General features: G+C 59.1%; 8 protein-coding genes. All 8 read left to right on the top strand.

Annotated elements, in window-relative coordinates:
• The first annotated feature begins 43 nt into the window (after nt 1–43).
• Nucleotides 44–1,120 (top strand): S-methyl-5-thioribose-1-phosphate isomerase, encoded by a 1,077-nt coding sequence (gene mtnA, locus AB4N74_RS15460; RefSeq protein WP_093435305.1) that lies wholly within the window; start codon nt 44–46, stop codon nt 1,118–1,120.
• A 423-nt stretch (nt 1,121–1,543) separates the two neighbouring features.
• A complete protein-coding gene (gyrA, locus tag AB4N74_RS15455) occupies nt 1,544–4,318 on the top strand; it encodes a DNA gyrase subunit A (protein ID WP_460096546.1) in 2,775 nt (924 codons plus the stop codon).
• A 223-nt stretch (nt 4,319–4,541) separates the two neighbouring features.
• On the top strand, nt 4,542–5,627 hold the full coding sequence (serC, locus tag AB4N74_RS15450) for a 3-phosphoserine/phosphohydroxythreonine transaminase (RefSeq protein ID WP_093435299.1): 1,086 nt from the start codon (nt 4,542–4,544) through the stop codon (nt 5,625–5,627).
• Nucleotides 5,627–6,721, top strand: coding sequence for a prephenate dehydratase (gene pheA / locus AB4N74_RS15445; protein ID WP_016770924.1), 1,095 nt, complete (start codon nt 5,627–5,629; stop codon nt 6,719–6,721). The genes serC and pheA overlap by 1 nt, the downstream gene beginning before the upstream one ends.
• A 12-nt stretch (nt 6,722–6,733) precedes the next feature.
• On the top strand, nt 6,734–7,846 hold the full coding sequence (gene hisC / locus AB4N74_RS15440) for a histidinol-phosphate transaminase (RefSeq protein WP_093435297.1): 1,113 nt from the start codon (nt 6,734–6,736) through the stop codon (nt 7,844–7,846).
• A 28-nt stretch (nt 7,847–7,874) separates the two neighbouring features.
• Nucleotides 7,875–10,082 carry a bifunctional prephenate dehydrogenase/3-phosphoshikimate 1-carboxyvinyltransferase gene (locus AB4N74_RS15435; protein WP_245398060.1) on the top strand — a complete coding sequence of 736 codons (2,208 nt, stop codon included), beginning with the start codon at nt 7,875–7,877 and terminating at the stop codon, nt 10,080–10,082.
• Nucleotides 10,079–10,768 (top strand): (d)CMP kinase, encoded by a 690-nt coding sequence (gene cmk / locus AB4N74_RS15430; protein ID WP_064391442.1) that lies wholly within the window; start codon nt 10,079–10,081, stop codon nt 10,766–10,768. Before AB4N74_RS15435 ends, cmk begins: the two co-directional genes overlap by 4 nt.
• A gap of 119 nt (nt 10,769–10,887) precedes the next feature.
• The gene (rpsA, locus tag AB4N74_RS15425) at nt 10,888–12,573 is read left to right on the top strand and encodes a 30S ribosomal protein S1 (RefSeq protein ID WP_093435292.1); all 1,686 of its coding nucleotides are present in this window, start codon (nt 10,888–10,890) and stop codon (nt 12,571–12,573) included.
• Nucleotides 12,574–12,740 lie beyond the last annotated feature (167 nt).

Here is a 12,740-nt window from a genome sequence, read left to right as displayed (position 1 = left end):
TCGCTATAATCGGCGGCTTTTGTTCATGAGTGCGGGGTGAGGGATGCGCGATCGACTGTTGGCTGCGGAGAAAGTAAAGGCCATCGATTGGCGAGATGGCGCGCTCCACCTGCTGGATCAGCGTATTTTGCCGTTCGAGGAAACCTGGATTGCCTACACCAGCGCCGCCGGCGTGGCCGAGGCGATTCGTTCGATGGTGGTGCGCGGTGCGCCGGCCATCGGCATCAGCGCAGCCTATGGCATTGTGCTGGCGGCCCGTGCCCGTCTGACCGAAGGTGGCGACTGGGCTGCGGCGCTGGAAGAAGATTTCGCCTTGCTGGCCGATTCTCGTCCGACCGCAGTCAATCTGTTCTGGGCGTTGGGCCGGATGCACGATCGACTGGATCGTCTGAAAGGCAACGCCGACCCGTTGGCGGCGCTGGAAGCCGAAGCCATTGCCATTCATGAAAGCGACCGCGAAGCCAACCTGACCATGGCCCAGCTCGGCGTTGACCTGATCCGCAAGCACCAGGGCAATGCGCAGGCGATTCTGACTCACTGCAACACCGGTGCGCTGGCTACCGGCGGGTTCGGTACGGCGCTGGGGGTGATTCGCGCGGCTTATCTGGAAGGCATGGTCGAGCGCGTTTACGCCGATGAAACCCGTCCGTGGCTGCAGGGTTCGCGCCTGACCGCTTGGGAACTGGCCAACGAAGGCATTCCGGTCACCCTGAATGCCGACTCCGCCGCTGCGCACATCATGAAAACCAAAGGCGTGACCTGGGTGATCGTCGGTGCGGACCGCATCACCGCCAACGGTGACGTGGCCAACAAGATCGGCACCTACCAACTGGCGGTCAACGCCATGCACCACGGCGTGCGTTTCATGGTGGTGGCGCCAAGTTCGACCATCGACATGAATCTGGCCAGCGGTGACGACATCCCGATCGAGGAGCGTGATGGCGCCGAGTTGCTCGAAGTGGGTGGCAAGCGCGTCGGCGCGGACGTTGAAGCGTTCAACCCGGTATTTGACGTGACGCCGGCCGACCTGATCGATGCGATCGTCACCGAAAAAGGCATCGTCGAGCGCCCGGATACCGCGAAAATGGCCCAGTTGATGTGCCGCAAACGCCTGCATTGATTGGCTTGATGTCTGCGTTGTCCTCTTCGCGAGCAGGCTCGCTCCCACAGGTTTTGTGAGCGCCACAGAACCCTGTGGGAGCGAGCCTGCTCGCGAAGGGGCCCTAAATGTCAATAAACATCGCTAAACCAAGCCCCAATTCTGCATTCAAAGAAGCTCTGAGCCTCTCTCGTCCCCGTTAAGCCTGTCACCGGTCAACTAACTATGCTCCATGCGCATCAGGGGGATAGGTGCGTGGCGGCTCTTGTGATAACATCCGGCGTTTTCCGAGGCAGCTCCACGGAGCTGTCTTTACTGCGCAAATCCGCGATCCAATGTTGATTTGTCGTAAGTCGGTGCATGGCACTCGGTCTGCCCCGACGAGCTTCGTTGGTCCCATATGGATATGACGAAGTTTCACCAGAAAAAGGAATCAGGCTTCTCATGGGCGAACTGGCCAAAGAAATCCTCCCGGTCAATATCGAAGACGAGCTGAAACAGTCCTACCTCGACTACGCGATGAGCGTGATCGTCGGCCGTGCACTGCCGGATGCGCGCGATGGCCTCAAGCCCGTGCACCGTCGCGTACTGTTCGCGATGAGCGAGCTGGGCAACGACTTCAACAAGCCGTACAAGAAATCTGCCCGTGTTGTCGGCGACGTGATCGGTAAGTATCACCCGCACGGTGATACCGCGGTGTACGACACCATCGTTCGTATGGCCCAGCCTTTCTCCCTGCGCTACCTGCTGGTAGACGGTCAGGGCAACTTCGGTTCGGTCGACGGCGACAACGCTGCGGCCATGCGATACACCGAAGTGCGCATGACCAAGCTGGCGCACGAGCTGCTGGCTGACCTGCACAAGGAAACCGTGGACTGGGTGCCGAACTACGACGGCACCGAAATGATCCCGGCGGTCATGCCGACCCGTATCCCCAACCTGCTGGTCAACGGCTCCAGCGGTATCGCCGTGGGCATGGCGACCAACATTCCGCCGCACAACCTCGGTGAAGTCATCGACGGTTGCCTGGCGCTCATCGACAATCCTGAGCTGACCGTCGATGAACTGATGCAATACATCCCCGGTCCGGACTTCCCGACCGCCGCGATCATCAACGGTCGCGCCGGCATCATCGAAGCCTACCGTACCGGTCGTGGCCGTATTTACATGCGCGCCCGCTCGATCATCGAAGACATCGACAAGGTCGGTGGCCGTCAGCAGATCGTCATCACCGAACTCCCTTACCAGTTGAACAAGGCGCGTCTGATCGAGAAGATCGCCGAGCTGGTCAAAGAGAAGAAGCTCGAAGGCATCACCGAACTGCGCGACGAGTCCGACAAGGACGGTATGCGCGTCGTGATCGAACTGCGTCGCGGCGAAGTGCCTGAGGTGATCCTCAACAACCTCTACGCCCAGACCCAGCTGCAATCGGTATTCGGCATCAACATCGTTGCGCTGATCGACGGCCGTCCACGCATCCTGAACCTCAAGGATCTGCTGGAAGCCTTCGTCCGTCACCGTCGCGAAGTGGTCACCCGCCGTACCGTGTTCGAACTGCGCAAGGCGCGCGAGCGTGGTCATATCCTCGAAGGCCAGGCCGTTGCCCTGTCGAACATCGACCCGGTCATCGCCCTGATCAAGGCTTCGCCGACGCCGTCGGAAGCCAAAGAAGCGCTGGTCAGCACGCCGTGGGAATCCTCGGCAGTGGTGGCGATGGTTGAGCGTGCCGGTGCCGACTCGTGCCGTCCGGAAAACCTCGATCCGCAATACGGTCTGCGCGAAGGCAAGTACTTCCTGTCGCCAGAACAGGCGCAAGCCATTCTGGAACTGCGTCTGCACCGTCTGACCGGTCTGGAACACGAAAAACTGCTGGCCGAGTATCAAGAGATCCTCAACCAGATCGGCGAGCTGATCCGCATCCTCAACAGCGCCGTGCGCCTGATGGAAGTGATCCGCGAAGAGCTGGAAGTGATCCGCGCCGAATACGGCGACCAGCGCCGCACCGAAATTCTCGATGCCCGTCTCGATCTGACCCTGGGTGACATGATCCCGGAAGAAGAGCGCGTCGTGACCATCTCCCACGGTGGCTACGCCAAGACCCAGCCACTGGCTGCGTACCAGGCTCAGCGTCGTGGCGGTAAAGGCAAGTCGGCCACCGGCGTCAAGGATGAGGACTACATCGCTCACCTGCTGGTTGCCAACAGCCACACCACGCTGCTGCTGTTCTCCAGCAAAGGCAAGGTTTACTGGCTCAAGACCTACGAAATTCCGGAAGCGTCCCGCGCTGCCCGTGGTCGTCCGCTGGTCAACCTTCTGCCATTGAGCGAAGGTGAATACATCACCACCATGCTGCCGGTCGATCTCGAAGCCATGAAGCGTCAGGCCGATGAAGAAGAAGCCGAAGGCGCCGAGGCTGATGTAGAAGAAATCGAAAACAGCAACGAGACCGATGAAGAACGTCGTGCTCGCATCAAGGCTGCCGACCGCAAGAAAGCCCCGTTCATCTTCATGTCGACCGCCAACGGTACCGTGAAGAAGACTCCGCTGGTGGCCTTCAGCCGTCAGCGCAGCGTTGGTCTGATCGCACTGGAGCTGGACGAAGGTGACATCCTGATCTCCGCCGCCATTACCGATGGCGAGCAGGAAATCATGCTGTTCTCCGACGGCGGCAAAGTGACTCGCTTCAAGGAATCCGAAGTTCGCGCCATGGGCCGTACCGCCCGCGGTGTGCGTGGTATGCGTCTGCCAGAAGGGCAGAAGCTGATCTCCATGCTGATTCCAGAAGAAGGCAGCGAGATTCTCACTGCTTCCGAGCGCGGCTACGGCAAGCGTACGGCGATCACCGAGTTCCCTGAATACAAGCGTGGCGGTCAGGGCGTTATCGCCATGGTCAGCAACGAGCGTAACGGCCGTCTGGTCGGCGCGGTTCAGGTGCAGGACGGTGAAGAAATCATGTTGATCTCCGATCAGGGCACTCTGGTGCGTACCCGTGTCGACGAAGTGTCGAGCCTGGGTCGTAACACACAGGGCGTCACGCTGATCAAGCTGGCCAAGGATGAAACCCTGGTCGGGCTGGAGCGGGTTCAGGAGCCTTCGGAAGTTGAAGGTGAAGAGCTTGAGGGTGAAGAGGGCGAGGAATTCGAAGGCAATGTCGTGATCGACGATGCTGCCGAAGACCAGCAACTCGACACCGCAGCAGACGAAGAACCGCAAGAATAAGCGGACAAACGAGGGGGCGGATGAGAATTCGCCCCCTTGTTATTTGTCCGGTATGAAATTTCGGCGCCCATGAAGATCCATGTGGGAGCGAGCTTGCTCGCGAAGGCGGAGTATCAGGCGACATCGTTGTTGAATGTCAGTCCGCCTTCGCGAGCAAGCTCGCTCCCACATAAAATCAGCGCCGACTGATATGTGATACCACCAAATCAGAGCGAGATTGGATGTGAGCAAGCGAGCCTATAACTTCTGCGCCGGTCCTGCGGCGCTTCCTGAAGCTGTCCTGCAACGTGCCCAGGGTGAACTCCTTGATTGGCACGGCAAGGGTCTGTCGGTCATGGAAATGAGCCATCGCAGTGATGAGTTCGTGTCCATCGCCACCCAGGCCGAGCAGGATCTGCGTGACCTGCTGAATATCCCGTCGAACTACAAAGTGCTGTTTCTGCAAGGTGGCGCCAGCCAGCAATTCGCGCAGATTCCACTGAACCTGCTGCCGGAAAACGGCTCGGCCGACTATATCGACACCGGTATCTGGTCACAGAAAGCCATCGAAGAAGCCTCGCGCTACGGCCACGTCAACGTTGCCGCCACCGCCAAGCCTTACGACTATTTCGCCATTCCGGGCCAGAACGAGTGGAAACTGTCGAAAGACGCCGCTTACGTTCACTACGCGCCGAACGAAACCATCGGCGGTCTGGAGTTTCAGTGGATCCCCGAAACCGGTGACGTGCCGTTGGTAGCGGACATGTCTTCGGACATCCTCTCGCGTCCGGTCGACATCTCGCGTTTCGGCATGATCTACGCCGGCGCACAGAAAAACATCGGCCCAAGCGGTATCGTCGTCAACATCATCCGCGAAGACTTGCTCGGCAAGGCGCGCTCGCTGTGCCCGACGATGCTCGACTACAAAGTCGCGGCCGATAACGGCTCGATGTACAACACCCCGCCGACCCTGGCCTGGTACCTGTCCGGTCTGGTGTTCCAGTGGTTGAAAGAGCAGGGTGGTGTCGAAGCGATCGCCAAACTGAATGACGTCAAACAGCGCACGCTGTACGACTTCATCGACGCCAGCGGCCTCTACAGCAACCCGATCAACAAGTCGGATCGCTCGTGGATGAACGTGCCGTTCCGTCTGGCTGATGATCGTCTGGACAAGCCGTTCCTGGTCGGTGCCGAAGAGCGCGGCTTGCTCAATCTGAAGGGCCACCGCTCCGTGGGCGGCATGCGCGCCTCCATCTACAACGCCGTCGACATCACCGCCGTTAACGCGCTGGTGGCGTACATGGCTGAATTCGAGAAGGAACACGGCTGATGTCCGAGCAAGAACTCAAGGCACTGCGCGTTCGTATTGACGCTCTGGACACCAAAGTCCTTGAGCTGATCAGTGAGCGTGCGCGTTGCGCCCAGGAAGTCGCGCGAGTAAAGATGGCCTCGCTGGCCGAAGGCGAAGTGCCGGTGTTCTATCGTCCTGAGCGCGAAGCTCAGGTGCTCAAGCGTGTGATGGAGCGCAATCAGGGACCGCTGGGCAACGAAGAGATGGCGCGGTTGTTCCGCGAAATCATGTCCTCGTGCCTGGCGCTGGAGCAGCCGCTGAAAGTGGCTTACCTCGGTCCTGAAGGCACCTTCACCCAGGCTGCAGCCATGAAGCACTTCGGTCACGCGGTGATCAGCAAGCCGATGGCGGCGATCGACGAAGTGTTCCGTGAAGTGGCAGCCGGTGCGGTGAATTTTGGCGTGGTGCCGGTGGAAAACTCCACCGAAGGCGCGGTCAACCACACGCTGGACAGCTTCCTCGAGCACGACATGGTTATCTGTGGCGAAGTCGAGCTGCGCATTCACCATCACCTGTTGGTTGGTGAAAACACCAAGACCGACAGTATCAGCCGTATCTATTCCCACGCGCAGTCGCTGGCCCAGTGCCGCAAGTGGCTGGACGCGCATTACCCGAATGTCGAGCGCGTTGCGGTATCGAGCAACGCCGAAGCGGCCAAGCGGGTTAAAGGCGAGTGGAACTCGGCAGCGATTGCCGGTGATATGGCGGCCGGTCTGTATGGCCTGACCCGTCTGGCCGAGAAGATCGAAGACCGTCCGGACAACTCGACGCGCTTCCTGATGATCGGTAATCAGGAAGTACCGCCGACCGGTGACGACAAGACTTCGATCATCGTTTCGATGAGCAACAAGCCGGGTGCGCTCCACGAGCTGCTGGTGCCGTTCCATGACAACGGGATCGACCTGACCCGGATCGAAACCCGTCCGTCGCGCAGCGGCAAATGGACCTACGTGTTCTTCATCGACTTCGTCGGCCACCACCGTGATCCGTTGATCAAAGGTGTGCTGGAAAAGATCAGTCAGGAAGCAGTAGCACTCAAAGTGCTGGGTTCCTACCCGAAAGCAGTTCTCTAAGGGCGGTAGCAAATGAGTGGCAATTTCCTCGCTCTGGCACAGCCGGGCGTGCAACAACTTTCGCCGTACGTTCCGGGCAAGCCTGTGGACGAACTGGCGCGCGAGCTGGACCTGGATCCGGCCAAAATCGTCAAACTGGCGAGCAACGAAAACCCGCTAGGCGCCAGTCCGAAAGCCTTGGCGGCCATCCGCGAAGAGCTGGCCGAGCTGACGCGTTACCCGGATGGCAACGGTTTTGCGCTGAAATCCCTGCTGGCCGAGCAATGCCGTGTCGAGCTGAGCCAGGTCACTCTGGGTAACGGCTCCAACGACATTCTTGAGCTGGTCGCGCGTGCCTATCTGGCGCCGGGCCTGAACGCTGTTTTCAGCGAACATGCGTTTGCGGTGTATCCGATTGCCACGCAGGCGGTCGGTGCTCAGGCCAAAGTGGTGCCGGCCAAGGATTGGGGGCATGATCTGCCTGCGATGCTCGCGGCCATCGATGGCAATACCCGCGTCGTATTTATCGCCAACCCGAACAACCCGACCGGTACCTGGTTCGGCGCAGAAGCGCTGGACGAGTTCCTGCAGGATGTTCCGGAGCACGTGTTGGTGGTGCTCGACGAGGCGTACATTGAGTACGCCGAAGGCAGTGATCTGCCGGACGGACTGGATTTCCTTGCCGCTTACCCGAATCTGTTGGTCTCGCGTACCTTCTCCAAGGCCTATGGTCTGGCGGCATTGCGTGTTGGCTACGGTCTGTCGACCCCGGTTGTGGCTGATGTACTGAACCGTGTTCGCCAGCCATTCAACGTCAACAGCCTCGCCTTGGCGGCAGCCTGTGCGGCGTTGAAGGATGAGGAATATCTGGCGCAAAGCCGTCAACTCAACGAGGCAGGCATGCAGCAGTTGCAGGCCGGTTTCCGTGAGCTGGGCCTGAGCTGGATCGAATCCAAAGGCAACTTTATCTGCGTCGATCTCGCTCAAGTCGCAGCCCCGGTGTTTCAGGGCTTGCTGCGCGAAGGCGTGATCGTGCGTCCGGTGGCCAACTACGGCATGCCGAACCACCTGCGGGTGACCATTGGTCTGCCGGCGGAAAACAGCCGCTTCCTCGAAGCGCTGCGCAAGGTTCTGGCTCGTGGGTGATGTCACTGCACTGCAATCTGCCGCACCTATGATCGGGCGCCTTGTGGTGGTAGGTCTGGGGTTGATCGGTGGTTCGTTTGCCAAGGGCTTGCGTGAAAGTGGCATCTGCCGCGAAGTGGTCGGGGTCGATCTCGATCCGCAATCGCGCAAGCTGGCGGTCGAGTTGGGTGTGGTCGATCGTTGTGAAGATGATCTGGTGGTGGCCTGTCAGGGCGCTGACGTGATTCAGCTGGCGGTGCCGATTCTGGCCATGGAAAAAGTGCTCGCGCGTTTGGCGAGTATTGATCTGGGGGCGGCGATTCTGACCGATGTCGGTAGCGCCAAAGGCAATGTGGTGCGCGCGGCGACCGAGGCGTTTGGCGGCATGCCGGCGCGTTTCGTGCCGGGCCATCCGATTGCCGGCTCCGAGCAGAGCGGGGTGGAAGCCTCCAATGCCGAACTGTTCCGTCGCCACAAAGTGATCCTCACGCCGCTTGAGCAAACCGATCCGGCGGCGTTGGCTGTGGTCGATCGTCTGTGGCGCGAATTGGGCGCCGACGTCGAGCATATGCAGGTCGAGCGTCATGATGAAGTGCTGGCCGCGACCAGTCATCTGCCGCACCTGCTGGCCTTTGGTCTGGTCGACTCTTTGGCCAAGCGCAATGAAAATCTTGAGATCTTCCGTTACGCTGCGGGCGGTTTCCGCGATTTCACAAGAATCGCCGGAAGCGACCCGGTGATGTGGCACGACATCTTCCTCGCCAACCGCGAGGCTGTCCTGCGCACACTCGATACATTTCGCAGCGACCTCGACGCTTTGCGCGACGCGGTCGATGCAGGGGATGGGCACCAATTGTTGGGCGTCTTCACGCGCGCCCGGGTTGCCCGCGAGCATTTCAGTAAAATCCTGGCCCGCAGGGCCTATGTGGACGCTATGAATTCCAACGATCTGATCTTCCTGGCTCAACCTGGTGGCCGCCTGTCCGGTCGGATTCGCGTACCGGGTGACAAATCCATTTCCCACCGTTCGATCATGCTCGGCTCGCTGGCCGAAGGCGTCACCGAAGTCGAAGGTTTCCTTGAGGGCGAAGACGCCCTGGCGACCTTGCAGGCATTCCGCGACATGGGCGTAGTCATCGAAGGCCCGCACCACGGACGCGTGACCATTCACGGTGTCGGCCTGCACGGCCTGAAACCGGCGCCGGGCCCGATCTATCTGGGCAACTCCGGCACGTCGATGCGTCTGCTGTCCGGCCTGTTGGCTGCGCAAAACTTCGACAGTGTTTTGACGGGGGATGCCTCGCTGTCCAAGCGTCCGATGAATCGTGTGGCCAATCCGCTGCGCGAAATGGGCGCGGTCATCGAAACTGCTGCCGAAGGCCGTCCGCCGATGACCATTCGTGGCGGGCATAAACTCAAAGGCCTGACTTACACCATGCCGATGGCCAGTGCGCAGGTGAAATCCTGCCTGCTGCTCGCCGGTCTGTACGCTGAGGGCAAGACCACCGTGACCGAGCCGGCACCTACCCGTGACCATACCGAACGCATGCTGCGTGGTTTTGGTTATTCGGTAAGCGTTGATGGCGCCACGGCATCGGTTGAGTCCGGTGGCAAACTGACTGCGACCCATATTGAAGTGCCGGGCGACATCTCGTCGTCGGCGTTCTTCCTGGTCGCAGCATCGATCGCTGAAGGTTCGGAACTGGTGCTTGAGCACGTCGGCATCAACCCGACCCGTACCGGCGTGATCGACATCCTGCGCCTGATGGGTGCGGACATCACTCTGGAAAACCAGCGTGAAGTCGGCGGCGAGCCTGTGGCTGACCTGCGCGTACGGGCAGCTAAACTCAAAGGTGTCGAGATTCCCGAAGAGCTGGTTCCGCTGGCCATCGACGAATTCCCGGTGCTGTTCGTGGCGGCGGCCTGTGCCGAAGGACGCACTGTGCTGACCGGCGCTGAAGAGCTGCGGGTCAAGGAGTCGGATCGCATCCAAGTCATGGCGGACGGTCTATTGGCGCTGGGCGTCAAATGCCAGCCGACCCCGGACGGCATCATCATCGACGGCGGCCAGATTGGCGGCGGCGAAGTGCATGGTCACGGCGATCACCGTATCGCGATGGCTTTCAGTGTGGCCTCCCTGCGCGCCACCGCACCGATCCGCATCCATGATTGCGCTAACGTCGCGACGTCGTTCCCCAACTTCCTCGCGCTGTGCGGGCAGGTCGGTATTCGTGTGGCACAAGAGGCTCAGTCGTGAAAAACATTGCACCGGTCATCACCATTGATGGGCCAAGCGGCTCGGGCAAAGGCACCGTAGCCGGAATTCTGGCCAAGCGTCTGGGCTGGAACCTGCTGGATTCCGGTGCGTTGTACCGCTTGCTGGCATTTGCTGCGCACAACCATGGTGTCGACCTGACCAATGAAGAGCTGCTGAAGAAGCTTGCCGCTCATCTGGATGTTCAGTTCATTGCGGCGACCGAAGGTCAGTTGCAACGGATCATTCTGGAAGGTGACGAAGTCAGCGATGTGATCCGCACCGAAAGCGTCGGCTCCGGCGCTTCGCAAGTGGCTGCATTGCCGGCCGTACGCGAGGCGCTGCTGCAGCGCCAGCGTGCTTTCCAGGAAGCGCCGGGTCTGGTGGCCGATGGTCGCGACATGGGCACAGTGGTTTTTCCGGATGCACCGCTGAAGATTTTCCTGACCGCCAGTGCCGAGGAGAGGGCGCGCCGTCGATATTTGCAGTTGAAGGGCAAAGTCGAGGGTGTTAGTCTGTCGAGTCTGCTAGATGAGATCCGTGCACGCGACGAGCGTGACACCCAGCGAGCGGTAGCCCCGCTTAAGCCGGCGGCTGACGCCATACAGCTGGATTCCACGGAGTTGTCCATCGATCAGGTGCTTGAACGCATCATGAGCGAGATCGCCATTCGCGATATCGCCGGGTGACCAAGAAGGCCGCAGGGGACCAGTCATAGTCCTGCGACGCTTCTTCTATATGAAACTAACCCACACCGTCTGGGGTGTGGAGATGGGCGTATCCTTCGCCCTCATTTACAGGAATTAAAATGAGCGAAAGCTTTGCGGAACTCTTTGAAGAAAGCCTAAAAACCCTGAACCTTCAGGCAGGCTCCATCATCACCGGTGTTATCGTTGATATCGATTACCAAGCTCGCTGGGTAACCGTTCACGCTGGCCTGAAGTCTGAAGCACTCATCCCGCTTGAGCAGTTCTACAACGACGCTGGCGATCTGACTATCAATGTCGGTGACGAAGTTCACGTTGCGCTGGACTCGGTTGAAGACGGTTTCGGTGAAACCAAGCTGTCCCGTGAAAAAGCCAAGCGCGCTGAATGCTGGATCGTTCTGGAAGCAGCCTTCGCAGCCGAGGAAGTGGTCAAGGGCGTTATCAACGGTAAGGTTAAAGGCGGCTTCACTGTCGACGTTAACGGCATCCGTGCGTTCCTGCCAGGTTCCCTGGTTGACGTCCGTCCAGTGCGCGACACCACGCACCTGGAAGGCAAAGAGCTGGAATTCAAGGTCATCAAGCTGGACCAGAAGCGCAACAACGTTGTCGTTTCCCGTCGCAGCGTCCTGGAAGCCGAGAACTCCGCCGAGCGTGAAGCTCTGCTGGAATCCCTGCAGGAAGGCCAGCAAGTCAAAGGTATCGTCAAAAACCTCACCGATTACGGCGCATTCGTCGATCTGGGTGGCGTGGACGGCCTGCTGCACATCACCGACATGGCCTGGAAGCGCATCAAGCATCCTTCCGAGATCGTCAACGTTGGTGACGAAATCGACGTTAAGGTTCTGAAATACGATCGCGAACGCAACCGTGTTTCCCTGGGCCTGAAGCAACTGGGCGAAGATCCATGGGTTGCTATCAAAGCCCGTTACCCAGAAAGCACTCGCGTTACCGCTCGTGTAACCAACCTGACCGACTACGGCTGCTTCGCTGAGCTGGAAGAAGGCGTTGAAGGTCTGGTACACGTTTCGGAAATGGACTGGACCAACAAGAACATCCACCCTTCGAAAGTCGTACAAGTCGGCGACGAAGTGGAAGTTATGGTTCTGGACATCGACGAAGAGCGTCGTCGTATCTCCCTGGGCATCAAGCAGTGCAAATCTAACCCATGGGAAGATTTCTCTGGCCAGTTCAACAAGGGCGATAAAATCTCCGGCACCATCAAGTCGATCACCGATTTCGGTATCTTCATTGGTCTGGACGGCGGCATCGACGGTCTGGTTCACCTGTCCGACATCTCCTGGAACGAAGTGGGCGAAGAAGCCGTACGTCGTTTCAAGAAGGGCGACGAGCTGGACACCGTTATCCTGTCGGTTGATCCAGAGCGCGAGCGTATCTCCCTGGGTATCAAGCAACTGGAAAGCGATCCGTTCTCCGAGTACGTCTCGGTTAACGACAAAGGCGCAATCGTTACTGGCACCGTGAAAGAAGTTGACGCCAAAGGCGCCATCATCGTTCTGGCCGACGATATCGAAGCGACTCTGAAAGCCTCCGAAATCAGCCGTGACCGCGTTGAAGACGCGCGCAACGTTCTGAAAGAAGGCCAGGAAGTAGAAGCCAAGATCATCAGCGTTGATCGTAAGAGCCGTGTAATTCAGCTGTCGATCAAATCGAAAGACGATGCTGAAGAGAAAGAAGCAATCCAGAGCCTGAAAGAAGGTGAGGCTGCTGCTCCTGCCGATACCACTATGGCTGCACTGCTGCGTCAAGCAATGGCCAAACAGAACTAAGTTCTGCTTGATCATGAAAAGGGCGACTTCGGTCGCCCTTTTTTGTGCCTGCGATTTAGTGTTCGCGGCTTGCATGAGGGTTTTGGTGAAACCAATCTGGCTTCCAGGCGGTCTGTTTCTTTAATCGGATCAATCGCCTATTCACGACTAAGCTTGGTCTTAAGTGT

The organism is Pseudomonas sp. H3_C08 (genome assembly GCF_054669455.1).
This window is presented reverse-complemented; position numbering and strand designations above follow the sequence as displayed.